Raw genomic sequence first — 26,404 nt, 5'->3', positions numbered from 1 at the left:
AAACTATGAAGAGAATTAACATCAAAACTGTAGCCCAGAAAGCAGGAGTGTCAACAGCCACTGTTTCCAGGGTTATGCATAAATATCCGGGAGTAAAAGAGGAAACCAGGAAAAGAGTATTACGGGTAGCTTCGCAGCTCAACTATGAAATAAATGCGGTAGCCAGCAGCTTGAGAAGCAAAAAAACAAACATTCTGGGTATCATAGTGGGTAATGTACTATCCCAGTTTTATTCCACTCTGGCCAAGGCGGTAGAGGATGTTGCCATAAATGAAGGCTACAGCCTTATATTATGTAATGGCGACGATAACCCACAAAAAGAACTAAAGTATCTAAAGATTCTTAAATCTAACCGGGTAGATGGTATTATCCTTACCCCTACCGGCAAAAATGCGGAGTATATAAGAATGCTAAAAAAATCCGGAATACAGGTTGTATTGGTAGACCGTCTTATCCCCGGCCTGGAAAACGATGCGGTGCTGGTGGATAATGAGCAAGGCTCATATCGGGCAGTAAAATACCTTATAAGCAGGGGATATGAAAGGATAGCCATTATTAACGGCTATCCTGACCGTACCACAGGAGCAGAGAGACTGGAAGGTTACATAAGGGCTTTAACCGAAGCCAAGAAAATAATAAATAATAGTTTAATTAAGACCGGTGATTTTAAGAAAAGAAGCGGGATTAATCTAACCACTGAATTATTAGAAGACAGTCCCGGGCCAGATGCAATTTTTATAACTAATCTGGATATGACTTTAGGATCGGTGCTGGCAATTAAACAGAAAGGGCTGAAGATTCCTGAAGATATTGGAATACTGGGATTCGATAATCCCGATTGGACCCAGATCGCCGACCCACCCATAACTACGGTTAATCAGCCCGTTTACAGTATGGGTAATACAGCTGCTGAATTAATAATAAAAAAAATTGGCCAGAAAAGTTCTAGTGAGGACAGCCTGCCTCTAATTATCAGGCTGGGAACCAATCTGATAATCCGGAAATCTACGATCTAAACTTGACAAAATAATATTTTTTTAATAATGTAAACGTTAACACCAATAGTTGTTTTACATTTATATTATATGTAAATTTATTATTGACTTTTACTCAAATGTTGCCTATATTAAAGTACAATAATACTTGTATGACAGGTATGATGAGTATAAAAAAGAAAGCACCCAGAGTAATAATTGACCATATCCTTGAAGATATTGAACAGGGCAAATTAAGCCCCGGCCAGCTTTTGCCCTCACAGAATGAGCTATGCGACATATATAATACTGGAAGAGGCAGTGTTAGGGAAGCGTTACAGGCCCTGGAGCTGGTAGATGTTATAGAAGTAAAACCGGGGATAGGGGCATATATAAAACCTTTTTCCATTAATTCATTCTTTAATCCAGCCAGAATTAATTACAGGCCGGATGATGAACTGGTCCCGGATTTATTAGAATTCAGAGAATTATTTGAATCGATTGTGGTTCAATCAGCCATAAATAATGCCACCGAACAGGATCTTAAAGATATAGAAGAAAACCTGGAGCTGACTTCTTTTTATATAAAAAAGGAAAATAAGGAAGAATTCGTAAGGCTTGATTACCAGTTTCACCAAAAATTGTCAGATGCTACCCATAATAAGGTAATAAAAAAATATTTTGACGTAATATTCCCTTTACTAAAATATTGCATGACCGAAATACTTATAAAAACTACCGCTATACCGGGAGTTATGCAAAGAACCTACCAGGATCACAATAATGTATTTATATACCTGAAACAGAAGCAAGGGGATAAGGCTGTAGATAGCATAAAGGCACACTTAAAATTTGTAAAAAATAATTATAAACAGATACAGCAATCCAAACCAGACCTGGAGCATCAACCGCTAAGGAATTAAATTGGCAAGATTACTATTTTAATAAATTCTTTAACAAGCAAAGGGGAGTAAGAAATTGAAAAAAAACTATATAAGAGATACCTTGACCAGTGGAAACTTCGGGTTATTCATAGCGGCACTGATACTGTTTGCAATTCTTTCTCTGTTCTCTGACAGTTTCCTCACACCGTTCAATATGTATACCACAGGCCGAACTCTTTCCCTTTATGTGTTTATTGGGCTGGCCCAGGGATTGGTTCTGGTAGTTGGAGATATGAACCTTTCGGTAGGGGCAATAGGGGGCCTGGCTACTATTACTGCTGGATATTTAATGGATGTCCAGGGCATGAATGGAATTGTAGCTACCCTAGCAGCACTAGCAGTAGGCATAGCCTGCGGTGCTATAAACGGAGTTATCACCGCCAAGTTTGGTATAAATGCTTTTATTGTAACTCTGGCCACTTCCTTTATTTTTACCGGTATAAATTTCGGTTTTACTCAAGGTTATTCCTTTGTAGATATCCCTTTAAGCTTTACTGTGCTGGGAAAAGGCAGAGTGGTAGGTATCCCCTTTATTTTTATTTTTGCCCTCTTTGCTTTGGTAGTTCTTTATCTTTTCTTTAAATATACCCTGGTAGGCAGAAGGATTTTGGCAGTTGGTGAAAATTTGGAAGCATCCAAGTTTTCAGGTATAAATACAGATAAAATCAAGATGCTCAGCCACGCTCTATCGGGTTTGGTAGCTGCTCTTGCTGCTGTGCTTTACATATCCAGGATGGGGACAGCACCCCCGGTAACCGGACAGGATTGGCTTATTATATCATTTGCGGTAGCCATTCTGGGAGGTACTGCTCTTAGCGGAGGCTCTATGACTGCATTCGGTTTACTTCTGGGCGCAGCTATAATGGTAATGATTAAAAATGGCCTTATTATAATGCAGACCAATGTTTACTGGGAACAGACATACCTGGGATTATTGATACTTATAGCAGTAGGCATTGACAGGATAAGAAATATTTATAACCAGAGAAGGTTGTTGGAGTAAAAAAAATGGGGGTGATATATGATGTAGTGATAATAAACCTGAACCATATTATTAATGAAACTATGAAGAAAGGTGACAGTAAATGAAAAGACATCTATCAAAAATTATAATAATGCTACTGGCATTATCGTTGGTAGTAGTAGTTCCTCTTAGCGGTTGCGCCGGTACTGCTGAAACTGCTGAAGAAGCTGCTGAAGAGGTTGAAGAAGTGGCTGAGGAAGCTACCGAAGAAGTAGAAGAGGTAGCAGAAGAAGCAGCTGAAGAAGCAGATACCAGCAACTATAAGCTTGCTTCTTACTGGCCAGCAGTTCATCCATACTATGAATCAGTAAAAAAAGGACTGGCAAAACATGCTGAGGACTTCGGTGTGGAGGTTTATTCACAGATTGGTACCGATTGGACCCAGCCAACCGAAAATGAGCAGGTTGAAGCTTTGATAGCCCAGGGATACAACGGACTTATGGTTTTCCCTCTGGATGCTGCTGGAGCCAATGGTCTATATGAAGAAGTGGTAGCACAGGGTGTATATGTTAATAACTATGGCGCTCCCACCCAGGAGCCTACTCCTGCTTCATTTACAGTGGCTACCGATGTAAAAGCTGCTGCTATGGAAGCTACTGAGAGAGTATGCGAAGCCATGGACTATAAAGGCGGCATACTTAATGTTCTGGAAGTAGTAACTGATCCTAACACTATCCTTAGAAAAGAAGGTGTGGAAGAAGTTGTAGCACAGTATCCAGATGTTGAGATAGTACAAACCATAGGTGATATGAACGCTATTGAGGAATGTACAGAAAAAGTTAGTAACGCTCTGGCTGCCGGTGGTGATTCTATCAACGGTATAGTAACCACAGGGTATAATCCTACTGTAGCTACAGCCCAGATACTGACTGAGATGGAAAATGACAGTATAGCTTTTGTAGGCATTGATGATGATCCAGCCGTTCTAAAAGCTGTAGAACAGGGATATATAACCGGTACTTTTGGCCAGAATCCATACTGCCAGGGTTATGTAACTCCGCTGCTTCTTGAATACTTAATAGATGGCATGGAGCCCAAAGCTGACCATACCTTTATTGACACCTTTGGTGTCGTTATAACCCAGGATAACCTGGATACCTTTATGGACGAGCTTTGGCAGGCTGCGTACGATTTAGCAGATAACGCTAAATCAGAGTATTTTAAATAAAACAATATAATTGGTAGGGGGAACTAAAAGGTGTTAAAGTTAGAAAATATAAGTAAGTCTTTTCCTGGAGTAAGGGCCTTGGATGATGTTTCTGTTGAATTTGAACAGGGACAGATACATGCTCTTTTAGGTGAAAATGGTGCCGGCAAATCAACCCTTATTAAGGTTATTTGCGGGGTCCATAAGCCTGACAGCGGCAAGATGTATCTTGATTCTAACGAGCTGGTTGTAGATAACTACATTGATGCATTAAGCAAGGAGATCAGTGTGGTAAACCAGGAGCTACAGGTCCTGGCCAGATACAGCGTTGCTGAAAACATAATGCTGGACAAAATGTCTACCTTTGGCAAAAGCGGTATACTCAACTGGAAAAAGATCAACCAGACAGCCTCAAAATACCTGGATATGGTAGGTTTGCATGTTCCCCCTACCAAACCTATAGGCGAGCTAAGTGTAGCCCAGAAACAGATGGTGGAGATAGCCAAATCACTGGCATCAAAATCAAAAATACTGCTTCTGGATGAGCCTACATCTTCCATATCTGAAAGCGAAGTAGAAACGCTTTTTTCCATACTGAAAGAGCTTAAAGAAAAAGGAATAATAATATTATTCGTTACCCATAAGCTGGAAGAAGTATTCAGAGTATGCGAGATGGTAACTGTGCTTAGGGACGGTAAAAAAATTGATACCAGACCAATAAATTCTGTAGATAAACAGGATCTGGTGAAGATGATGATAGGAAGAGAAGAAAAAATTGAATCTTATAAATTTGATTCATTTGACAAAGAAATTTCAATACTTGAAGCCAAAAATATTTATAAAGAGCACAAAGCAGAGAATGTAAGCTTTAAGCTGCACAAGGGCGAGGTTTTAGGGTTTTATGGATTGGTCGGAGCGGGTAGAACAGAGTTGGCCAGGTTAATAATCGGAGAGGATAGAAAACAATCCGGAGAAGTATATCTGCGGGGTAAAAAGATTAATCCACGCTCCATAGCTGACAGCCTTTACCGCCACCGTATAGGGTATGTTACCGAAAACAGGAAGGAAGAAGGACTACTCTTAACCAGTACGGTTAAAACCAATATAAGCATTACCATATGGCCAAAGATTGCCAGTAAAATATTAAGGTTTATTGACGGTAATAAAGAAAAAGAGCATGCCGATAATATGGTGAAAAACCTTGATATCCGTACTACAGGACTGAACCAGATTGCAGGTAAACTGAGCGGGGGCAACCAGCAAAAAGTAAGCATCGCCAAATGGCTGGTGGCTGATTGCGATATCATAATATTTGATGAGCCTACTATTGGCGTAGACGTGGGTGCCAAGGAGTATATACATAAGCTTATTTACAATCTGGCCCACAAAGAAGGTAAATCTTTAATCCTTATATCTTCAGATATGCCTGAAATAATAACACTCGCCAACCGTATATATATTTTCAGGGATAAGAAAATCGTGGGAGAGATTGAATCAGTAAACAAAGATGCTGATAGCTACAATATTGTTAGTAAGGAAATAGGAAGCTATTATATTTAAAATATTATGTCTTATGGTTACAATGGCAGAGTACTGCAGATTAATTTAACCAATAAACAGGTAGAATTTATAAAATTAGAAGACAAATTTTACCGCAAATATTTTGGTGGAGCCTGCTTGGCTGCTTATTTTTTACTCAAATATCTAAAGCCTAATACAGACCCATTATCTGAAAATAATCTTCTTATATTTTCCACCTCACCCATCACTGGTGTGGATTGCCCCGGCACTGCTATGCATAATGTGGTTACCAAGTCTCCTTTAACTAATGGGGTAGGAGAGTCTACTACCCCAGGGTTTATGGGTGAAATGATTAAAAAGGCAGGGTTTGATGCCATTATCATAAAGGGTAAATCGGAAAAGCCCTGTTTTATAACTATAACTGGCGATGATATTAAAATACTGGATGCTGATAACCTGTGGGGTCTTTGTACCTCTGACGCCTATAACCTTCTATCCAAAAATGAAGGTTTGAAAGATCATAGTATCGCACTTATCGGCCCTGCGGGGGAGAGGCTGGTACGCTTTGCTTCCATAATTACCGATAACTGTTTTTTAAGCTCCCGATGCGGTGTAGGCGCAGTTATGGGTTCCAAGAATTTAAAAGCATTGTGTGTTAAAGGTCAAAAAAATATTGCTGTTTATAATGATAAAAAATTACAGGATTTGTCTCTTTATTTTAAAAATAATTTTTTAAGCAATCCTTTGAACAAGAATCAACACGGCAGGGCCAGTAATGCCGGATATCTTAGAATGTTGTCTGAACAGGGAATGTTATCTGCAAAAAATTTTCATTTCTCATCCTTTGACGGCTCGGAAAAAATAGATGGTTTTACCATCACTGACAAATATCCGCCAGACAATATTAATTGTGCAAATTGTACTGGAGGTTGCAAGAAAAAAATCCCTGGCCTGAAGGATATCGGCCTCAATCCTGATTTTGGGTTGATAGAGCTGGAAAGCCTGGCCGCTACCTCCTATAATCTTCTGGTTGATGACATGGAATCCACCTTAAAATTATGGAATATGATCTGTGACTATGGAATTGATGGCACATCTCTGGGCAATGTTTTGGGCTATGCTGTTGAGTGTTATGAAAATGGGCTTATCAGTCCGGACCAAACTATGGGTTTGTCTTTAAAATGGGGTGACCCTCAAACTATGCTCAAGCTGACCAGAATGATTGTGGAGAGAAAATCTATTGGAAATATTTTAGCAGAAGGGGTAAGCATTGCTTCTGCCCATATAAAGGGTTCCAAGAGCATGGCAATGCATGTAAAGGGGATGGAACTGCCCTTCCATGAGCCCAGAATCAAACAAATGCTGGGATTGGGATATGCAGTATCACCAATCGGGCCATATTATACGGTGGTAGAGCATGATACGGATTTTGATTTTAATGCAGATCGACTATTTATGGATAAAGTTGCCCCTCTTACCGTATACGACCGGCTTAAAGCTGATAGCTTAAGTCACCAGAAAGTGAGGATGTTTTTCTTGCTTCAACCGGCATTCTCGATGCTTGATGCTTTATGCGCCTGTATCTTTGCTTTCTCTCCAGTCAGGTTTTTTGATTTTCAGCACCTGGTGGACATTGTAAATACAGTTACCGGATGGGAAAGCTCTTTATTTGAGCTTATAAAGATTGGTGAAAAAAGGATAAACATGTACAAACTTTTTGCCCTGAGGGAAAATTCGGAGGAGGATATGCTCCCGGAGAGAATATTTGAGCCTATTGAAAATGGCCCTCTTGAGGGTCTGAAAATAGACAAACAACAGTTTATGGAAGCCAGACAACTCTACTACCAGCTTGCCGGATGGGACCAGGAAGGAAAACCTTCTTACCATAAACTGCTGGAGCTGGATCTTACTGACTTTATCAATAAATAAAAGATATATTGGATAAATTTACAAGTTATAAAAGAGTAAAAGCTTCGCTTGAACATCAGGAACCTGATCGAGTTCCTTTTGATATGGGTGGAGCCCTGGTGGCAGGAATAAATGTTATCGCCTTGAATAAACTCAGGCACTACTTGGGTCTGGAGAGCAAAGCAGAGGTCTGGGATACCATAACCCAGCTGGGTAAAATAGATGAAGATATTATTGAATGCCTGGATATTGATATAATCAATGTGTCTCCAAACCCTCCCGGCAAACCGGGTTTATCCCAACAATTAGGGATAAAGGACGGTTACTGTGGTTTAATAGATGAATTTGGAATTGAATACAGGATGCCGGCAAGCGGCGGGCATTATTACGATATTTATAAAAGTCCTCTCAGGGATGCAGAGACCGTAGCTGATATTGAAAACTATCCCTGGCCTGATCCCACGGATAAAGCCAGGTTTAGAGGTCTCAAGCAAAAGGCTGACCGGGTAGTCGGGAATGATAAGGCTTATTTTCTGGAAAGAATGAGTGCAGGTATGTGGGAAAATGCCATGTGGATGAGAGGTTATGAACAATTCTTTATGGATATGCTCACCAATAAAAAAATGGTTCATGCGATTATGGACAAATTTCTGGAAATAAAAATGAAGTACTGGAAACGGGCACTGGAGGCAGTTGGCGAGAATGTTCTGGTAGTATCCACCGCTGATGACCTGGGAAATAAGGATAGCCTACTGGTGTCTCTGCAATTATATGAGGAACTTATATGGCCTTATCATAAGAAACTTTTTGATTTTATTAAAACCTGCGCAAAATCAAAGGTTTATATATTTTTCCATTGTGATGGAGCCATAAAGGAGGCTATTCCTTTACTGATAGAGGCTGGAGCAGACATTCTTAATCCCATACAGGTAAACTGCAGGGGGATGGAAACCAGGGCATTAAAACAGGAATTTGGACAACACCTTACTTTCTGGGGAGGCTCCTGTGATAATAATATTCTATCCTTTGGAACTCCCCGGCAGGTAGTTGAGGAGACTAAAAGAAGGATAAACGATCTTGCCCCGGGCGGAGGCTTTATTTTTGCTCCTATTCATATCATACAGAGCTCGGTGCCTCCGGAGAATATAATGGCCTGGTGGCAAACCTTAAAGGATTTTGGCAAATATTAGCAGGGAGAAGAAATGAATTCCAGGGAAAGAGTCAAAAAAATACTGAATCATAAAACAGCTGACAGGATGCCCATTGATCTGGGCAGTATGAGATCCTCCGGTATATCTACTATTGCTTATAATAAACTATTAGGTAAATTAGGATTTAAGGGCAAGCTGCCCAGAATGTATGACTTTATTCAACAGCTTTCTTTTCCTCATCCAGAGGTTATGGAACATTTCCATATAGACGCCATAGATGCCGGGCAGGGGTTTTTAAATGATGAAGATGATTGGAGGACCTGGACCTTAAACGATGGTTCAAAATGTCTGATACCAAAATTTCTTAATATAGAAATCGATGAAAAGAACACTGTATTTATACTGGATCAGGATGGAACCAGGCTGGGTAAAAAACCTGCATCTTCTCTTTATGTAGACCAATGTTTCTGGATTTATCAGGATCTTCCATCCATTCCTGAAGAATTTAACCACCAGGATCTGGATAAACATATGTGGGCAGTACCTTCGCCTCCATGGCACCTGGATGTCTTTAATGAGCAACAGTTTGATGTGTTTGTAAAGGGAATAGAAAAGCTGTACCGGGAAACTGATTACTCTATCGTACTTTCTGTTGGATGTAACATGTTTGAAACAGGAACTTTTTTAAGGGGAATGGCCAATTTTATGATCGATATGTACACTGATAAAAAAAATACCATGCACCTATTAGATACTCTGGTTGAGAGAAATTTGATTAAGCTCGAAAAAGTAATTGATGGGGTAGGGGAGTATGTGGATCTATTACAGTTTGGTGATGATCTTGGAGGCCAGGACAGTCCTTTTATGTCTCCGGAAGTCTATGATGAAGTATTTAAGCCCCGTCATAAGAAAATGTGGGATTTTGTACATGAAAAAAGTAATTGTAAGGTATTTTTGCATTCATGTGGTTCCATATATAAGTTACTTCCAGGTTTGATTGAGGCAGGGCTTGATGTGCTTAACCCGGTTCAAACAACCGCCAAGGACATGGAGCCTGAAAAATTAAAGAAGGAGTTTGGAGAAGATATAATTTTCTGGGGCGGAGGGTGTAATACCAGGGATGTACTGGCCAAAGGAACTCCTGACCAGGTAAGAGAGGATGTTAAAGAAAGAGTGGAAATACTGGCAGATGGGGGTGGAGCGGTATTCAACCAGATACATAACATTTTAGCTGATGTGCCTCCAGAAAATGTAATTGCCATGCTGGAAGCAGCCTATGATTACGGAAAATATTAAATAAGAATCAATACATATAAAGGAGCAGAAAAAAATGAGCAACTCATTTAAGAACAGATTGATAGGGACACTTCCCAAAATAGGTATACGTCCCACTATTGACGGGCGCAGAAAAGGGGTAAGGGAATCCCTGGAAGATCAAACCATGAATATGGCTAAATCTGCAGCTAAATTGCTGACAGAAAATCTAAGACATGCTTCCGGCGATCCGGTGGAATGCGTGATCGCTGATACAACTATAGGGGGAGTAGCCGAAGCTTCCATGGCGGATGATAAATTTGCCAAAGAAGGTGTAGGCCTCACCATTACCGTTACCCCCAGCTGGTGTTATGGTTCTGAAACCATGGATATGCATACTACCAGACCCAAGGCTATATGGGGATTTAACGGCAGTGAGAGGCCCGGGGCCGTATATCTGGCAGCAGTATTGGCGGCTCATGCCCAGAAAGGGCTTCCTGCCTTTGGCATATACGGAAAAGACGTACAGGATGCAGACGACACTTCCATACCTGAGGATGTAGCTCAGAAGCTGCTGCAGTTTGCCCAGGCTGGTCTGGCAGTAGCTACCATGAGAGGAAAATCTTACCTTTCCATAGGAAATACCTCCATGGGGATAGCCGGCTCCATTGTTGATCCCCATTTCTTTGAAGATTATCTGGGTATGAGATGTGAATATACGGACTCTACTGAGATAATAAGGAGGGTAGAAGAGGGAATCTTTGACCAACAGGAATACCAGAAAGCTCTAAATTGGGTGAAAAACAATTGCACCGAAGGTACGGACAACAATCCTGAACATATGCAGAGAACCAGGCAGCAAAAGGACGCAGACTGGGAATTTGTAGTAAAGATGACCCTTATAGCCAGGGACCTTATGGTAGGAAACCCCAATCTTATAGATATTGATTATGCTGAAGAAGCTATGGGCCATAATGCTCTGGCAGCTGGTTTTCAGGGCCAGAGACAGTGGACTGACTATTTCCCCAATGGCGACTTTACTGAAACTATACTCAACTCTTCATTTGACTGGAATGGTATCAGGCAGCCCTATATTATGGCCACAGAGAACGATGCTTTAAACGCTGTACCCATGATATTTGGTCATCTTTTAACCGATACCGCACAGGTTTTTGCTGATGTTAGAACCTTCTGGAGCCCGGAAGCAGTGAAAAGGATAACCGGTTATGATCTTGAAGGCAAAGCTGTAACTGGAATAATCCACCTTATAAATTCCGGTTCAGCAGCCCTGGATGGAACCGGCCAGCAAACCATAGATGGCCAGCCGGCCATGAAGCCTTATTGGGAAATAACTGACGATGATGTAAATAATATGTTGTCTAATTCTCAGTTTAGACCGGCTTCAGTGGAATATTTCAGGGGAGGCGGTTTTTCGGCAAATTTTGTAACCCGGGGCGATATGCCGGTAACCATGTTCAGGATTAACCTTATAAAAGGCCTGGGACCTGTGTTGCAGATTGCGGAAGGCTATGCTGTGTCCTTGCCGGATAAGGTGGGCAAGATCTTAAGTGACAGAACCGATCCTACCTGGCCCAATACCTGGTTTGCTCCAAAAATTACTGGAAAAATACCCTTTAATGATACCTATACCCTTATGAACAACTGGGGAGTAAACCATGCTGTATTTAGTTATGGGCATATAGGCAGCCTTCTGATTACGCTTTCTTCACTTCTGAGGATTCCGGTGGCCATGCATAATGTTACCGATGACCAACTATTTAGGCCTGCAGCCTGGTCTGCTTTTGGTACCAAAGAGATGGAAGCAGCAGATTACAGGGCATGCCAGAATTTTGGAGCGTTGTATAAGAAGGTATAACTAATTATATAAATAAAGCATATTAAGAGTGTGAGAGTCAACTCCTGACTCTCACACTCTTTTATTAGTAGTAAGAGTAATATATTAAAAAATGGGCGAGTAGGGTTGACAAATTGGAATAGGTGTTTATAATTAAATAAATGTAATTAAGTTTACATAATATATATTATCGGAACTATTATTTATTCATCTATTGGCTGAGGGCTGTCAGACTTTTCTCTATTAAATGACTTTTGTTGATATTTTTGGTACCATCCTATCTTTAACTGTTTCCCAGTATATGGTTTTGGTTCTCTAATTTATGTATATTCTTTTTGCTTGCTAATTATATTTCCCTATATCCCTATAATGGAATCTCTTTTCTAAATCAGCTATATTTATATGATTGGTTGTTATCCTGGCCGCGTTATAATACCCATAGAGGCCTCAAATATTTAGGAATTTAATTATTAATGGTTGTAGGCAGCATGAATTGATTTAAACAGGTATTTTAATTTTTATATACTTTATATATAATATGTATTTATTAATACTTGCCGGTGGATCCAAAGCCACCCTCTCCCCTGCTGGTAGCATCCAATTCTTTAACTATTGATATGCCAGCTTTTTCCACTTTTTGTATCACCAACTGGCATATTTTATCGCCTTTATTTATTTTAAACTCTTTTTCCTTGTCTAAATTTATTAATATGGCGCATATTTCACCCCTGAAGCCCGAATCTATTAATCCAGGACTATTCACCAGGGCTATTCCGTTCTTAATGGCTAATCCAGACTTTGGCTGAACAAATCCAGCGTATCCACTGGGTATAGCTATTTGTATTCCAGTAGGTATCTTCGATCTTGCAAATGGTTTTAAAATTAAATCAATTCTACTGTACAGATCTAATCCTGCGTCACCACCATGGGCATATTTGGGAATATTTATGGATTTATCCAGTAATTTTATATTAATATTAACCATTTTTTATTTTCCTTCCTTAAAAGTCTGCTTTCTTGCCATGATTATAGCTGTTTTTTTGTATAACTGATACATATTCTACCTAAAATATAAATATTTTAAATATTAAATGTTACGTTTAATGTTAATTTAAACTTAACTATCAGGTATAAATTGAATATAAAACATTAAACTTAAACATTAATTATACCATTATATTCAAACTTTAATGTTTAAAAAATAGAAGATTTATTGATGTAAAGATTAGATAAGTTAATTTGCTTCTAAAATCATAAAAGTGGTGCCTTTAATAGAAAAACACCACTTCTACTTTTCAAGAATAGTTCATTTCCCCTTCGAAAAAACTATACTTTTATTCTTTTTATATGATTTATTAATATTCTACACCCATTGCAGCTATAATTACAAATTATTTTCATGGTTTAATTTAGATATTTTCTATGCAGAGAGAGGGCAGTGACTAAATTCTAAAGATCCATTCCCCTGTTTTTAGCCATGATGGACTGAGCTACAATAAACAGAAATGAAGTCATCATAAAAATTGAAGATATAAGAATGGACCAATTCAAATTATTTTCGGAAATAATCCTGGTTAAAAAAGGAGCCAGTGAAATGCCTATATTGGCTGCCGCAAACAAAATAGTGGCTATAAGGTCTTTACCCCTGGGAAAAATTTTATTGCCTGAAGACACCAATAGCGGAAACAGGCCTGAAAATCCGATACCGGTAAAGAATATACTTATATAAACCATGATCTTTTCCTGCATAAAAACAGCAAATATGATGGATATAGCCGCAATTGCTGCCAGAGACAACATGATAATATAGTTTTTTACCCTACCCGCCAGAAAACCTACCAGAACCCTCCCTACTATTATCGAACCCCAAAATGTTGAGCCTATAAATCCAGCTTCCTGGACATTAAATAACCGGGCCATTCTATAGAATGTGGGAGCCCAGGTAGAAATAACCGCCTCTGCCAGACAATAAGTTATAATGGAGATAGTAACCAGCAGCAAAAGAATATTATTATATTTATTTTTAAATATTTCAGATATGGCCACATTTTTTTCACTTTCCACCATACTGGAGCCCATCTTTTTGCCATTGATTATATAAAGGATTAAAGTTACCACTATAAGTACCAGCAATACTATATATATGCCTTTCCAGTTCAAGTTATTTTTTACTATACTTGAAGCTATCATCGGCGCAAAAAATGCTCCGATGGGATAAAAAGTTAAAGCCACAGTAGTAAGTCTATCTTTATTTTTAACTTTGCTCTCAAATACATTTGCATTAGCCTGTATCCATAACAATCCCAGGATATATCCGGCTAGAAAATAAAGGATGTAAAACAGGATCAGGGATACATTAAAAAATAAAAATATAAGAGTTATGGGTATAAGCGAACCAAAGGCAACAATTATTATGTGTAATCTCTTAAATCTCCTGCTGTAAAATACAGAGGTCAGCTGTCCTGTTATTCCTCCCACTATAAAAAGAGTAAACATCAGGCTTAGATTAGCAGTGCTTAATCCAGTATCTTTGCTTATGTCCAGCAGAATTGGGCTGGGTAAAAGAAAGTACATGGAAAATATTAATATGGCTAAAAAGTTTGGAAATTCAATCCAGTAACCTTTAAACTGCCCCCACCTGTCATTGACCATAAAATTAAAAAAATAGAAAACAATTCAATAAAGTTTATAATATTTACCAGGTAAATAAAAGGAAAACTTACTCAAAAACAGGTATTATTATCGTTTGTCCGCTGATATAACCAGAGGGGCTTATAGTGTTGAGACGCATGGTTTCGTCTATAAATTTATCTTTAATATTGGGATCTGAATAAATGGCAGCTATCTCCTCTACCCTGGCCGGTGAGTCTACTCTTATTTGAGTATATTTAGCTACATCAACACCCTTGATTTTACCAATATTAAAATAAACTGCCACCAGGGTTACGGATGCAGTTATTAAGATTACCAGTACTAAAAAAGTTGTTTTTAAAATATTTATTGCTTTCATCTATACCTCCAAGCGAACATGTGTTTGCTTATAATAATATAGCGAACATATGTTTGTGTCAACAAAATTTTTATTTTTTCTTTCAATTAGGTTTATGTTTTTACATAATTATTTTAAAATGAAGCTAAAATAATATTTGTAGGAGGAGTTATGGTAGAGATATTTTATGACAAGGATATTGACAGCAGTATGCTTGAAGACAAAACCTTTGCAATTATTGGCTATGGCAGCCAGGGACATGCCCATTCACAGAACTTGAGAGACAGCGGAATGAAAGTAATAATTGGTGAGCTGGAAGGAAGCGAGCCTGCAAAAAGGGCTAAAGATAAAGGCTTTGAAGTTTATTCTGCAGCCCAGGCAGCCAAACAGGCAGATATAATAATGATACTTTTGCCCGATGAGCTACAGCCCGGCATCTTTTACAAAGACATAGAACCCAACCTGGAAGCTGGAAACATCCTCTGTTTTGCCCATGGCTTTAACATTCACTACAACCAGATTGTACCTCCGGCCGATGTAGATGTAATAATGATAGCCCCCAAAGGGCCGGGCCATATTGTAAGAAGAATGTTTACAGAAAACAGCGGTGTTCCTTCCATTATAGCCGTTTATCAGGATTATTCAGGCAAGGCCAAAGACTATGCGCTTGCTTATGCCAAATCCATAGGTGCCGGCCGGGTTGGTATAATTACCACCACCTTCAAGGAGGAAACCGAAACCGATCTGTTCGGAGAACAGGCTGTCCTCTGCGGGGGAACCACCGAACTTATAAGGGCTGGATTTGACACCTTGACTGAAGCAGGGTACCAGCCTGAGATTGCCTACTTTGAAGTATTAAGTGAGCTGAAACTTATTGTAGATCTAATCTATGAAGGCGGTATTTCCACCATGAGAGACTCTATAAGTGATACCGCTGAATATGGTGATATGCTGATTGGCAAAAAGATAATAACCGAACAGACCAGAGAGAATATGAAACAGATTCTAAAAGACATACAAACCGGCCAATTTGCTAAGGAATGGATTCTGGAAAACAGAGCAGGAAGACCAGTATATAATGCCATAAAGAAAAGAGAAGAAAACCACCCGGTGGAAGTAGTAGGCAAGAAACTAAGAAAGATGATGACCTGGATAGATAAAGAACAGGACTAATTATAAAAAGCGAACCTATGTTTGCCATAGGTTCGCTTTTTTGCTATAATCCAAAGCAACAGTTAATTTTCATAAATATATATATGAATAAAAATTCTGACATAAGCGGCAAACAAACCAAGATATTAGAGTTTATCTTATCTTCCCTGAAATCAAACGGTTATCCCCCTACAGTAAGAGAAATTGCCAAATCTGTAGGTTTAAGCTCGTCAGCTACAGTATATTCCCATTTAAAGAAACTTGAAAAGAATGGCTATATAAAAAGAGACCCCAGCAAGCCCAGGGCTATTGAAGTTTTGAAGAAAACTACTGCCATGCTAAACCCTGCCCCGGATTTTAAGTCCGATAACAACGTCATGGTTCCCCTGGTAGGTAACGTTGCTGCCGGTACTCCCATACTGGCAGAGGAAAATATTGAAGATTATTTTCCCTTAAGCAGTGACTTCGTTAAAGGAAATAATCCTGTTTTTGTGTTAAGGGTTAGGGGTGACAGTATGATAAATGCTGGAATAATGGATCGGGATTTTATAATAGTTAGAAAACAGGACACAGCTCTAAACGGGGAAATTGTAGTTGCCCTGATGGATGACGAATCTACTGTTAAAAGGTTCTTTAAAACCTCAAAACAAATAAAACTGATCCCTGAAAACGATAATATGCAGCCTATAGTAACCAAGGATGTTTCCATTATTGGTAAAGTAATTGGAGTTGTAAGGAAGTATTTTTAATAATCGCTAAGACTTCCCTTATATATATAATCGGAAAGCTTGGAATAAAACTGGGAATCAGCGCTCAAGGTTAAAAGCACACTATCCTCCAGATATTTTTTATTAAGCACCTGGCAATGTTCAAACACCGATGATATTAATTTGTTTTTGCTGTAAGGCAGCTTGACAGTCAGGGTTATATAATCCTTTTGTAAATTCTGTTCAATTTTATTTATCAAAACATCCAGACTGGTGCCCTTTATTGCAGAAATAAACACTGAACCAGGGTGTTTAAGCTTGGCTCTTTTTACAATCTCTGCATCCACCTTATCTACTTTATTAAATACACAAATAATTGGCTTACGATGAGCCTCTATTTCCCTTAAAACCGATTTTACACTGTTAATATGGTTGGGGTAATTGGTATTGCTTATATCCACTACCATCAGCAGCAGATCCGATTGTTTTACCTCTTCCAGGGTGGATTTAAATGAAGCTATAAGCTGATGCGGGAGTTTCTCTATAAAACCTACCGTATCTGATAATAGCAGATGCTGGTGCGGACCTAATTTTAGCTTCCTCACTGTTGAATCCAGAGTAGAAAACAGCATGTTTTTTGCTTCCACCCTGGATTGGGTTAGAGTATTCAACAAGGTAGATTTTCCACTATTAGTATACCCCACCAGGGCCACCTGCGGTGTCTGATTGGCTTTTCTTTTTTTTCTCTGGGTTTTGCGCTGGGTACCAATCTGATTTATCTTCTTTTCCAGCTGGCTTATTCTCTTACGAATGGTTCTCCTGTCTACCTCCAGTTTGGTCTCCCCCGGGCCCCTGGTACCTATTCCTCCACCCAGCCTGGACAGTTCTATACCCCTGCCCCTGAGCCGGGGAAGCAAATAGTTCAACTGCGCAAGTTCAACCTGCAGCTTTCCTTCCCTGCTGTGGGCCCTCTGGGCAAATATATCCAGTATCAGGGCAGTGCGGTCAATAATTTTAGTTTTAAGCTTATCTTGCAGGTTACGCTGCTGGGTAGGAATAATCTCTTCGTCAATTATTACCAGCCCTATTCCCTTTTGCTCTACTATACCCTTTATCTGTTCCAATTTCCCTGTACTTATATAGTATTTGGGATTAGGCTCATCCTGGGAATGAATAACCGTATCCTCAACATCCGCCCCTGCGCTCAAGGCCAGGTTCTGAAGTTCTTTGACATTTTGGTCAAAGTTTATACGGTTTTTCCTGTTTTTTATGAATATCAGTAATGCTTTTTCCCTACTGTCTCTAATATTTTCCAGATATTTTGTTTTTGCTTTGCCGGGTACTGAGTTCATCTAATAAATATCACCTTTACAGAGCATCTTTAATCCTGTCAAGCGCTTCCTCCAGACTACTATCTTCTATGGTTAGCGAAATCCTGAAATACCCTTCACCGCTATCACCAAAAGCACTGCCCGGAGTTACCACCACGTTTGCCTTATCCAATAACATTTTAGCAAAGGTTTTTGATGTAAATCCAGCAGGAACTTTTGACCATACATATATGGTGTAATCAGAGTCATAGTACTGGATACCAATTTTATCCAGCAGAGATTTTACCTTTTTTCTTCTCAGGTTATAAACATCATTGTTTTTACCAATCAACTCCTGGTAATTTTCAAGAGCCCGGATAGCTGCCACCTGGATTGCATTAAAAATACCCGAGTCTACATTGGTCTTATATTTTCCCAGGCTGCTTATAACCTTGCTGTTACCAACTGCATAAGCAATTCTCCATCCGGTCATATTGAAGCTTTTAGACATGGAGTTAAACTCTACCCCTACCTCATCAGCACCTTCAGCATTCAAAAAGCTTACCGGCTTATCTCCGGGATTTGAAAAGATATCTGAATATGCATTGTCATGACATACAATTATATTGTAGCGTTTGGCAAACTCCACTACTTTCTGGAAAAAGGAAATACTGGCAGCAGCAGAGGTAGGGTTGTTAGGATAATTTAGATACAATATTTTAGCTTTTTCTGCAATTTTTTTATCTATACTGTCCAGATCCATTAAAAAATTATTTTCTTCTTTTAGGGGAGCCATGTATGACTTGCCTCCTGCAAACATAGTGCCAATTTTATACACCAGGTAACCGGGATCGGGAATAATGGAATAATCACCCGGATTGATAAAGGTATAGGCTATATTGGCAATCCCCTCTTTGGAACCCCATAAAGGAAGTACCTGATCAATTTCCGGTGCAACCTTAAATCTGTCCTTATAGAATTTTATAACCGCCTGGTTAAATTCAGGCATCCCGTAACTGGATGGATAGCGGTGGTTTTGGGGATCCCTAGCACCATCACAAAGCCCTTTGATAACTTTATCCGATGTAGGCATATCCGGGTCGCCTATGCCCAGGCTTATGACATCCTGACCTTCCTTTCTTTTCTGTTTAATTATCTGGTCAATTTCTGCAAAAAGATAAGGCGGCAAAGATTTAAGCCGATCCGATTCTACTATATTCATAAATTATTTCCTTCCTTAAATTTCAAATAATTTCCATCAAATACATACTCGGTAGTTCCCTCCAGATAAACGTCTCCGTTTCCGGTCCAGGTAACATACACGGTCCCTCCCGCCAGATCAACCTGAATCCTTCCGGGGACCAGTTTACCCAGTTTTATTGCTGCTACCGCTGAAGCACAGGCACCGGTACCACAGGCCAGGGTCTGCCCTACTCCCCTCTCCCATACTCTCATGCTTATTGAATGTTTATCCTTAATTTTAATAAACTCTACATTTGTCTTTTGGGGAAATAAAGGATGATTCTCCAGCATCGGTCCCCACTTTTTAACTTCAAATCTCTCTAAATCTTCATGGTGGTCCAGCAGTATAACACAATGGGGATTGCCCATGGAAACCAGATTTATATTAAAGGATTGGCTTCCGGTTTTAATGTTGTAACCAAATACCTCCCCCGCCCCTTTTACATCGGCAGGTATGCTCCGGGCTGAAAATGAAGGGGCACCCATATTTACCCTAATATTTTCTGCCTTTTTTCCGTTAACATCTATGGTTATACCCTTTATTCCGGCCAGAGTTTCAATATCTAATTCTGATTTACGGCTGAGACCCTTCTCCCAGATAAATCGGGTCATACACCTTATGCCGTTACCGCACATTTCCGCCACCGAACCGTCTGCATTGTAGTAATCCATTTTAAAATCGGCTACTTTTGAACTCCGTACTACTATAATGCCGTCAGCACCTATACCGAAATGCCGGTCACACATATTAATGATATGATCTCTATCCAGGTTTATTTCCTGCCCTATGCCATCCATCAGTACAAAATCATTTCCCTGGCCGTTTAATTTTGAAAAGGTCCAATCAGTCATTTAACCTCTTTTCAATCACCCTTATAATTTCATCCTGTAGAGAACAAATATTATCATAATTATCTACTCTTATCCAATTAATGCGGGGGTCTTTTCTGAACCAGGTTAACTGTTTTTTGGCCAGCCTTCTGGTATTTCTCTTAACCAGTTCCCTGCATTTATTAAGGTCTATCTGCCCCTTTACATAGCTTACTACTTCTTTGTAACCTACAGCCTGTTTTAAAGGGTAACTGCTATCATATCCCTGATCCAGCAGCGCTTTTACTTCTGAAACCAGACCCCTTTCAAACATCTGGTCTACCCTGTTATCTATATTTTTATACAGCAGCTGCCTGTCCTGGTTAAGCCCAATAAATACACTGTTATAGATAGACTGCCGTTCATTCCAGTTATCCTGAAAAGAAGAAAAGGGCTTACCGCTTAAATAATATACTTCCAGTCCCCTGATAATCCTTCTGGCATCATTGCTGCTGATCTTTTGACTGTAGGGTCTATCTATCTCTTCCAGCAGCTGGTAATATTTTTCCAGGCCATGATGTTTTATCTTCTGTCTCAGCTGTTCTCTCAGCTGGCTGTCTCTGGGGGGTGCAAACTTTAACTTATCCATTACCGCTCTAATGTAGAGACCTGAACCGCCAGCCAGAACAGCTATTTTGCCCTTAGCAAAGAATTCGTCCTCAATTATTTTCCTGCATGTTTTTTTAAATTGGACCGCAGTTACGTGGTGGTCAGGGGTAAAAAGATCGGTCATATATAATTTAAAATCCGGGCTATGCTGTTTATCTGTACCTATATCCATTCCCCTGTATACCTGCATGGAATCGGCTGAAATTATATCTGTCTTCCACTGCCGGGCCAGGATGGCGGCTACCCTGCTTTTGCCCACACCGGTAGGCCCGCATATAACCAGTACATATTTTTTTGAAATCAAGGGTTTTTTTATATGTTCAGAGATAGCTTCCATATCATGACTTAAACCTTGCATAACTTTTTCAGTTTTCCTATGAGGTAAAAATTTTTGGCTTCTGCTATATCCAGCAATACCAGTTTACCTGTAAGCTCGGGCTTACCCTCAAATAAGGCAATGGTATTGTCTTCCAGCCGGCCCTGGAGCATACCCTTGCCTTTAGGGCTGGGACCTTCCACCAGGGTCACAAACCTTTTGCCCTGCATTTTCAGGTTTTCCTCATAACTTATCCTGTTTTGGGCTTCTAAAAGCTGTAAAAACCACTTCTTTTTTTCATCACTGCTTACCGGGTCATCATATTCTGCTGCCCCGGTTCCCTGGCGGGGAGAATATATAAAAGTAAATGCTCTTTTAAACCTTATTTTTTTTATCATATCCAGAGTTTTTTCAAAATCTTTTCTTTCTTCTCCAGGAAAACCCACTATTATATCGGTGGTGAGGGAGCAATCTTCTATATTCTTTCTAATCCGGCTTACAATATCCATATATTTTTCTGCATTATATTTGCGGTTCATCCGGTCTAAGACCAGGTTGGAGCCAGACTGCAGGGGTAAATGAATATGATTGGCAATATTTTCCCTGCTGCCTATAACCTCAATAGCCTTACTGCTGAAATCCTTGGGGTGAGAGGTCATAAACCTTATACGGTTTATGCCGGTGTCGCTAACCCTCTGCAGTAGATCAGAGAAATCAATATCCTGTTTTAAATCATTGCCGTAAGAGTTCACATTCTGCCCCAGAAGAGTAACTTCCATTACTTCATTGGCAGCCAGGTGCTTAATTTGGCCAATTATTCCATCAGGGGCCAGAGACTTTTCTCTTCCCCTTACCAGGGGTACTATGCAGTAAGAGCAGAAGTTATTGCATCCGGTAATAATTGGCACATAAGCCTTAAATGAATAAGTATTTTCCGAATTGCCCAGATGGTAGTCAAACCCGCTGTCCGGTACCCTGCAGATACTGCTGTCAGCTCTTCTGTTTTCTTCAATAAGCTGGGGCAGCTCTGAAATATTAAGAGTGCCAAACACTATATCCACAAAAGGAAAATCATCGGTTATTTCTTGCTTTAGATTCTGGGCTGTGCATCCGCCCACGCAGATGATAAGATCAGGATTTTCTTTTTTTAAAATCTTAAGATTGCCCAGATGGCCGTACAGTTTGTTCTTAGCTTTCTGTCTTACCGCGCAGGTATTAAAAACTATAATATCAGCATCAGACAGCTTCCCGGTCAGGCTGTATCCCTGACCCTGGAGGTAATATGCAATCCTCTCGGAGTCATATTCATTCATCTGACATCCGAATGTTTTTATATATGCTTTCATGGTATTCTTGTCCACATCCAGGGTAAGCTGCTTATTTTGGTTCAACGGTAAGAACAATTGCAGTCTTGGTCTCACCATTTACCTCAATATCCTTAAAAAATGGGGTGCAAATCAGATCCTGGCCGGTAGGCGCAATATAGCCGCGGGCAATGGCAATTCCCTTTATGCTCTGGTTAAGCGCTCCAGCCCCTATGGTCTGGATTTGCACTTTGCCCTCACTCCTTATTATACCGGCTATAGCTCCTGCAACCGAGTTAGGTTTTGAGTTTGAAGAAACCTTCAGAAGTTTCATTCTGTTGCCTTAAATTCAATCTTTTTGCTTTAATTCTATTTCTATAAATATTTTATTGTTTTTCTTCTTGTATTCTACATTTTGTACTGATAAGAAATATTTCTTTCCTATACGGTCAACTTCCTGCCTGACTGTCTCAATTATACCCTTTATTTCTTCTGGTTTAAACCTGTTTACCAGTCCTATTTCATCATATAGTTTGATATTGCGGTTTTTTTTCTCTTCTTTTTTCTCTACTGGTTCCAGATCTTGTACTTTTATGCATTCCAGGGGCTGCAGTTCACCATAAATAGTCCTCTGTATGCTCCTCTGTGAAATATCCATACCCATTATATTGCGGCTGATCTGCTCCAGTATATTATAGTTGTTAGTAAGCAGAGGCATTTCAAATATCTTAATATGGTTGGAATTTATATATTTGACTACCTGTTCCCATTCTCCAAAACTGGGATAATCAGCTTCTATGCTTCTCATGGTTGCCAGTATCTGGGTTGGAGTGCCGTAATAGATATTTATACCTGGGTTCTGGAACTTAAATTCCATTATGGCTTTAATTATATTATTCACTCCCCCAATCAAGGTTAAGCCCTCTTCAGTCTCTATAATCTGCGGCATCAGGGACTGATCTTTTTTTTCTGGGAGATCATTTAAATCCACTGATACAAAAAAACAGGTTCCTTTCAGGTGGTCTGAATAAGTTATGCTTATTTCTTCAACATTAAGTTTTATGGAAAACAGGGCCATACCCCGTCCATGAAACCCATAGGCATCTTTTTTTGCATTTTCCAGCTTGGAGGTAACCCTTGATTCAAAAATAATCCTCTGGAATTTTTCAGGAATGCCGGTACCGTCATCTATAAAATGTATTATCCTTTTACTGTCGCCCAGCTTTTTGGTGCCTATAAAAATATTTTTGGCATCAGCATCCCTGCTGTTTCTTAAAAGCTCAACAATTATGTCTTCCACGCAATTTATGTCCTGGAGAGCCTGTCTTCTTTCTGCCTCAGATATCTTAAGCTTTACAAATCCATTCCCCAGATCTTCTTCAACATTCAGCACATCAGACATATTAAGGTCTGCCAGGAACTTCTTGATATCGGAATTATTTTGCATAATCTACAGCTCTGCTCTCCCTTATAACTGTAACCTTTATCTGTCCGGGATAATCCATTTCACTTTCAATTTTTCTGGCAATATCTCTGGCCAGAACCAGCGACATGTCCTCGTCAACATCATCGGGTTTGACTATTACCCTTATTTCTCTTCCCGCCTGTATGGCATAAGCCTTTTCTATGCCATTAAATTCAGTAGCAATATTCTCCAGTGTCTCCAGTCTCTTGATATAGCTTTCCAGTGTTTCCCTTCTTGCCCCAGGCCTTCCGCCGGATATGGAATCAGCAGCCTGTACTATTACATCCAGCATTGAGGTAGCTTCAATTTCGTTATGATGGGCCTCTAAGGAGTGGCATATCTCTTCATCTTCATGAAGCCTCCTGGCTAGCTCGGCCCCGATCTTGGCATGAGAACCCTCAATGTCATGGGTTAGAGCCTTGCCTATATCATGCAGCAGCCCGGCTCTTTTTGCTTTCTTAACATTATAGCCCAGCTCGGAAGCTATGATCCCTGACACATAAGCTACTTCCTTGGAATGCATCAATACATTCTGACCATAACTGGTCCTGTATTTAAGCCTGCCCAGCACTTTTATAATGCCCGGATTGAGCTCGGAAATGCCGGTATCAAATATCGCCTGCTCACCTTCCAGCTTTATCTCATTATTTATTAACTTAGAAGCCTTTTCATACATTTCCTCTATCCTGGCAGGATGTATACGCCCGTCCACTATAAGGTTTTCCAGAGTTACCCTGGCAATCTCCCTTCGTACCGGGTCAAATGAGGAAAGGATTACTGCTTCCGGTGTATCATCTACAATAATATTGATGCCGGTCAGGTTTTCAAAAACCCTTATGTTTCTTCCTTCCCTTCCAATTATCCTACCCTTCATCTCGTCATTGGGCAGGTTAACCACACTTACCGTGGTTTCCGATACGTGGTCTATGGCACATCTCTGTATGGCCTGGGATATAATCTTCTTGGCCATCTTGTCCGCATCTTCCTTGAGCCTGGTTTCTATTTTTCTAATCTCCTTGGCTGCTTCATATTTGGCCTTTTCTTCCATCTTTTTCATAAGCACAGCTTTTGCTTCATCCCTGGTAAGCTCAGCAATGGCCTCCAGGCGTAATACTTCTTTCTTGAGTATTTCATCAAGCTGTTCATTTTTCTGGTCAATTTCTTTTTCCCTGGAATTTAAGCTGTACTCTTTTTTCTCCAGATAATGGGTTTTCTTTTCATTAGCATCTTCTCTGGATAAAAGGCGGTTTTCCATCTTCTGCATCTCAATCCTCAGGCTTTTTATTTCCTGATCTGCCTGAAGTTTGAGATTCTGTATTTCTTCCTTACCCTCCAGTAAAGCCTCTTTTTTTAAGGTTTGGGCTTCTTTTTCGGCATCGCCCAAAATGCTTGTTGCTTTCTGTTCTGCTGAATTCAGCTTGGAGTCAATAATGAATTTTCGATAAAAGAAACCTATTACAAAACCGATGATAAGTATTACCAGCCCTATGCCGCCAATCCTTAATAATTCTACCACTTCTACCATCCTCTCTCTAATAAAAAAAGCCAAGCATATTGCCTGACTTTAAATATTATTGCCGCTGTATTTTCTATTTTATAAGTATTAGTGCACCCCCGGATATCAAGGAGTTTAGGTATTTAATTTTTTAAAAAATTCCCCTTTCAATTTTGCTACTGATACCCTCATGCTTTCCTATACTTATAAAATTTATCTAAAACTTAAATTAGTTATTCCTGCTGCCAATAATCGAAAATCAAACAATATTTTTAACTATATTAAAAATTTATAATCTGTTAACTATTTTAACTTTACCTAACTTTTAAGTCAACTATCGACAGCAATTTATTTTAAAAAAGGGTCTGCAAAATTACCTCATATGCAGGGCATTACATTGCCTCCAGTAACCGGCAGATAAACCCCAGTAATAAACCCGGCTAAATCCGATGCTAAAAAACAGACTGCATTGGCTATATCCTCATCCGATCCCCTCCTGCCCATAGGAACTGCATCTATATAAGGAAAATCCTGGTTTATATTGGCCTCGCTGCCGTCAGCATCCCTGCAGCTATCGGTAAGTGTCCACCCGGGGGCTACCTGGTTTACAGTAATGTTGTGCGTCCCTACTTCCCTGGCCAGCACCCTCAATACTCCATCCATTCCCCTCTTTCCGGAGATATAGGCAGACTGGGTCCTGAAGGCCTGCATGGAACACTCGGTATTTATGCCTATTACTCTCCCGTATTTCTGTTCTATCATATCCGGCACGAAAACCTGAGCCATAAATACATTATGGAGAACCGATGACCTGAACTGGCCCTCATAACTCTGTATATCCTGTTTTATGACTTCTTTCCATTCATACTGTATTACTGCATTATTGACAATTATGTCTACTTTTCCCATATTCTGGTTAATTAATTTTTTGGCCTGTTCTAAAGAATCTTTATCGGTAATATCTGCTTTGAGAGCCAATACCTGTTGGCCATAACTTGTTTCAATTTCCTGCTTTAGTTTCTCTGCCTGTTCTTTTTGGCTGTAGTAGCTAAAAGCTACCCTGGCCCCGCAAAGGGCCATATGTTTGCATATAGTCCTGCCTATTTGTCCCGATCCGCCGGTAATAAATGACACCCTGCCGCTTAGATCTATAGCTTTCATACAATC

General features: G+C 39.7%; 23 protein-coding genes. 11 read left to right on the top strand and 12 right to left on the bottom strand.

Annotated features, from left to right (window positions below):
• The first annotated feature begins 5 nt into the window (after positions 1 to 5).
• From K9H14_04420 to K9H14_04380, 9 genes are all read left to right on the top strand, one after another.
• Entirely contained in the window at positions 6 to 1,016 is a 1,011-nt protein-coding gene (locus K9H14_04420) for a LacI family transcriptional regulator (GenBank protein ID MCG9479437.1), read from the top strand.
• Between the two features lie 140 nt (positions 1,017 to 1,156).
• Complete coding sequence (locus K9H14_04415; GenBank protein MCG9479436.1) at positions 1,157 to 1,897, top strand: FadR family transcriptional regulator; 741 nt, start codon at positions 1,157 to 1,159, stop codon at positions 1,895 to 1,897.
• A 55-nt stretch (positions 1,898 to 1,952) separates the two neighbouring features.
• Entirely contained in the window at positions 1,953 to 2,921 is a 969-nt protein-coding gene (locus K9H14_04410) for an ABC transporter permease (protein MCG9479435.1), read from the top strand.
• A gap of 82 nt (positions 2,922 to 3,003) precedes the next feature.
• Positions 3,004 to 4,110 (top strand): sugar ABC transporter substrate-binding protein, encoded by a 1,107-nt coding sequence (locus tag K9H14_04405; GenBank protein MCG9479434.1) that lies wholly within the window; start codon positions 3,004 to 3,006, stop codon positions 4,108 to 4,110.
• Between the two features lie 30 nt (positions 4,111 to 4,140).
• On the top strand, positions 4,141 to 5,649 hold the full coding sequence (locus K9H14_04400; protein MCG9479433.1) for a sugar ABC transporter ATP-binding protein: 1,509 nt from the start codon (positions 4,141 to 4,143) through the stop codon (positions 5,647 to 5,649).
• Positions 5,650 to 5,655: 6 nt separating this feature from the next.
• The gene (locus tag K9H14_04395) at positions 5,656 to 7,539 is read left to right on the top strand and encodes an aldehyde ferredoxin oxidoreductase family protein (protein ID MCG9479432.1); all 1,884 of its coding nucleotides are present in this window, start codon (positions 5,656 to 5,658) and stop codon (positions 7,537 to 7,539) included.
• Between the two features lie 341 nt (positions 7,540 to 7,880).
• Positions 7,881 to 8,708: a hypothetical protein gene (locus tag K9H14_04390; protein MCG9479431.1), complete on the top strand. Its 828-nt coding sequence runs from the start codon at positions 7,881 to 7,883 to the stop codon at positions 8,706 to 8,708.
• 12 nt (positions 8,709 to 8,720) lie between these two features.
• On the top strand, positions 8,721 to 9,965 hold the full coding sequence (locus K9H14_04385; protein MCG9479430.1) for a methyltransferase: 1,245 nt from the start codon (positions 8,721 to 8,723) through the stop codon (positions 9,963 to 9,965).
• 34 nt (positions 9,966 to 9,999) lie between these two features.
• Positions 10,000 to 11,799, top strand: a complete 1,800-nt coding sequence (locus K9H14_04380; GenBank protein ID MCG9479429.1) for an L-fucose isomerase — start codon at positions 10,000 to 10,002, stop codon at positions 11,797 to 11,799.
• A 526-nt stretch (positions 11,800 to 12,325) separates the two neighbouring features.
• Here the strand turns inward: K9H14_04380 and dut are convergent.
• From dut to K9H14_04365, 3 genes are all read right to left on the bottom strand, one after another.
• Entirely contained in the window at positions 12,326 to 12,763 is a 438-nt protein-coding gene (gene dut / locus K9H14_04375) for a dUTP diphosphatase (GenBank protein MCG9479428.1), read from the bottom strand.
• A gap of 464 nt (positions 12,764 to 13,227) precedes the next feature.
• Positions 13,228 to 14,430 carry an MFS transporter gene (locus tag K9H14_04370; GenBank protein ID MCG9479427.1) on the bottom strand — a complete coding sequence of 401 codons (1,203 nt, stop codon included), beginning with the start codon at positions 14,428 to 14,430 and terminating at the stop codon, positions 13,228 to 13,230.
• Between the two features lie 67 nt (positions 14,431 to 14,497).
• Positions 14,498 to 14,788: a hypothetical protein gene (locus K9H14_04365; GenBank protein ID MCG9479426.1), complete on the bottom strand. Its 291-nt coding sequence runs from the start codon at positions 14,786 to 14,788 to the stop codon at positions 14,498 to 14,500.
• Positions 14,789 to 14,938: 150 nt separating this feature from the next.
• On the opposite strand from K9H14_04365, the gene ilvC reads away from it, so the two are divergent.
• Entirely contained in the window at positions 14,939 to 15,940 is a 1,002-nt protein-coding gene (gene ilvC / locus K9H14_04360) for a ketol-acid reductoisomerase (GenBank protein ID MCG9479425.1), read from the top strand.
• Positions 15,941 to 16,023: 83 nt separating this feature from the next.
• Entirely contained in the window at positions 16,024 to 16,668 is a 645-nt protein-coding gene (gene lexA, locus K9H14_04355; protein ID MCG9479424.1) for a transcriptional repressor LexA, read from the top strand.
• Here lexA and hflX read toward each other — a convergent pair.
• The 9 genes from hflX to K9H14_04310 all read right to left on the bottom strand — a co-directional run bounded on the left by hflX (position 16,665) and on the right by K9H14_04310 (position 26,398).
• A complete protein-coding gene (gene hflX / locus K9H14_04350; GenBank protein MCG9479423.1) occupies positions 16,665 to 17,978 on the bottom strand; it encodes a GTPase HflX in 1,314 nt (437 codons plus the stop codon). The genes lexA and hflX overlap by 4 nt on opposite strands.
• 16 nt (positions 17,979 to 17,994) lie before the next feature.
• Entirely contained in the window at positions 17,995 to 19,158 is a 1,164-nt protein-coding gene (locus K9H14_04345; GenBank protein ID MCG9479422.1) for an LL-diaminopimelate aminotransferase, read from the bottom strand.
• The gene (gene dapF / locus K9H14_04340) at positions 19,155 to 20,030 is read right to left on the bottom strand and encodes a diaminopimelate epimerase (GenBank protein MCG9479421.1); all 876 of its coding nucleotides are present in this window, start codon (positions 20,028 to 20,030) and stop codon (positions 19,155 to 19,157) included. Before dapF ends, K9H14_04345 begins: the two co-directional genes overlap by 4 nt.
• Positions 20,023 to 21,015 carry a tRNA (adenosine(37)-N6)-dimethylallyltransferase MiaA gene (miaA, locus tag K9H14_04335; protein ID MCG9479420.1) on the bottom strand — a complete coding sequence of 331 codons (993 nt, stop codon included), beginning with the start codon at positions 21,013 to 21,015 and terminating at the stop codon, positions 20,023 to 20,025. Before miaA ends, dapF begins: the two co-directional genes overlap by 8 nt.
• Entirely contained in the window at positions 21,003 to 22,364 is a 1,362-nt protein-coding gene (miaB, locus tag K9H14_04330; protein ID MCG9479419.1) for a tRNA (N6-isopentenyl adenosine(37)-C2)-methylthiotransferase MiaB, read from the bottom strand. The genes miaA and miaB overlap by 13 nt, the downstream gene beginning before the upstream one ends.
• Positions 22,351 to 22,611 carry a stage V sporulation protein S gene (locus K9H14_04325; GenBank protein ID MCG9479418.1) on the bottom strand — a complete coding sequence of 87 codons (261 nt, stop codon included), beginning with the start codon at positions 22,609 to 22,611 and terminating at the stop codon, positions 22,351 to 22,353. Before K9H14_04325 ends, miaB begins: the two co-directional genes overlap by 14 nt.
• A gap of 15 nt (positions 22,612 to 22,626) precedes the next feature.
• On the bottom strand, positions 22,627 to 23,724 hold the full coding sequence (locus K9H14_04320) for an ATP-binding protein (GenBank protein ID MCG9479417.1): 1,098 nt from the start codon (positions 23,722 to 23,724) through the stop codon (positions 22,627 to 22,629).
• A complete protein-coding gene (gene rny, locus K9H14_04315; protein ID MCG9479416.1) occupies positions 23,714 to 25,267 on the bottom strand; it encodes a ribonuclease Y in 1,554 nt (517 codons plus the stop codon). The genes K9H14_04320 and rny overlap by 11 nt, the downstream gene beginning before the upstream one ends.
• A 348-nt stretch (positions 25,268 to 25,615) precedes the next feature.
• A complete protein-coding gene (locus K9H14_04310) occupies positions 25,616 to 26,398 on the bottom strand; it encodes an SDR family oxidoreductase (protein MCG9479415.1) in 783 nt (260 codons plus the stop codon).
• Between the last annotated feature and the right edge of the window lie 6 nt (positions 26,399 to 26,404).

The sequence above is a fragment of the Actinomycetes bacterium genome, assembly GCA_022396035.1.
Lineage (GTDB): Bacteria > Actinomycetota > Humimicrobiia > Humimicrobiales > Humimicrobiaceae > Halolacustris.
This window is presented reverse-complemented; position numbering and strand designations above follow the sequence as displayed.

Coding starts and splice junctions, on each gene's coding strand:
- K9H14_04420 (MCG9479437.1), top strand. CDS start 6: ATGAAGAGAATTAACATCAAAACTGTAGCCCAGAAAGCAGGAGTGTCA.
- K9H14_04415 (MCG9479436.1), top strand. CDS start 1,157: ATGATGAGTATAAAAAAGAAAGCACCCAGAGTAATAATTGACCATATC.
- K9H14_04405 (MCG9479434.1), top strand. CDS start 3,004: ATGAAAAGACATCTATCAAAAATTATAATAATGCTACTGGCATTATCG.
- K9H14_04395 (MCG9479432.1), top strand. CDS start 5,656: ATGTCTTATGGTTACAATGGCAGAGTACTGCAGATTAATTTAACCAAT.
- K9H14_04390 (MCG9479431.1), top strand. CDS start 7,881: ATGCCGGCAAGCGGCGGGCATTATTACGATATTTATAAAAGTCCTCTC.
- K9H14_04385 (MCG9479430.1), top strand. CDS start 8,721: ATGAATTCCAGGGAAAGAGTCAAAAAAATACTGAATCATAAAACAGCT.
- K9H14_04380 (MCG9479429.1), top strand. CDS start 10,000: ATGAGCAACTCATTTAAGAACAGATTGATAGGGACACTTCCCAAAATA.
- dut (MCG9479428.1), bottom strand. CDS start 12,763: ATGGTTAATATTAATATAAAATTACTGGATAAATCCATAAATATTCCC.
- K9H14_04370 (MCG9479427.1), bottom strand. CDS start 14,430: ATGGTCAATGACAGGTGGGGGCAGTTTAAAGGTTACTGGATTGAATTT.
- K9H14_04365 (MCG9479426.1), bottom strand. CDS start 14,788: ATGAAAGCAATAAATATTTTAAAAACAACTTTTTTAGTACTGGTAATC.
- ilvC (MCG9479425.1), top strand. CDS start 14,939: ATGGTAGAGATATTTTATGACAAGGATATTGACAGCAGTATGCTTGAA.
- lexA (MCG9479424.1), top strand. CDS start 16,024: ATGAATAAAAATTCTGACATAAGCGGCAAACAAACCAAGATATTAGAG.
- hflX (MCG9479423.1), bottom strand. CDS start 17,978: ATGAACTCAGTACCCGGCAAAGCAAAAACAAAATATCTGGAAAATATT.
- K9H14_04345 (MCG9479422.1), bottom strand. CDS start 19,158: ATGAATATAGTAGAATCGGATCGGCTTAAATCTTTGCCGCCTTATCTT.
- dapF (MCG9479421.1), bottom strand. CDS start 20,030: ATGACTGATTGGACCTTTTCAAAATTAAACGGCCAGGGAAATGATTTT.
- miaA (MCG9479420.1), bottom strand. CDS start 21,015: ATGCAAGGTTTAAGTCATGATATGGAAGCTATCTCTGAACATATAAAA.
- K9H14_04325 (MCG9479418.1), bottom strand. CDS start 22,611: ATGAAACTTCTGAAGGTTTCTTCAAACTCAAAACCTAACTCGGTTGCA.
- K9H14_04320 (MCG9479417.1), bottom strand. CDS start 23,724: ATGCAAAATAATTCCGATATCAAGAAGTTCCTGGCAGACCTTAATATG.
- rny (MCG9479416.1), bottom strand. CDS start 25,267: ATGGTAGAAGTGGTAGAATTATTAAGGATTGGCGGCATAGGGCTGGTA.
- K9H14_04310 (MCG9479415.1), bottom strand. CDS start 26,398: ATGAAAGCTATAGATCTAAGCGGCAGGGTGTCATTTATTACCGGCGGA.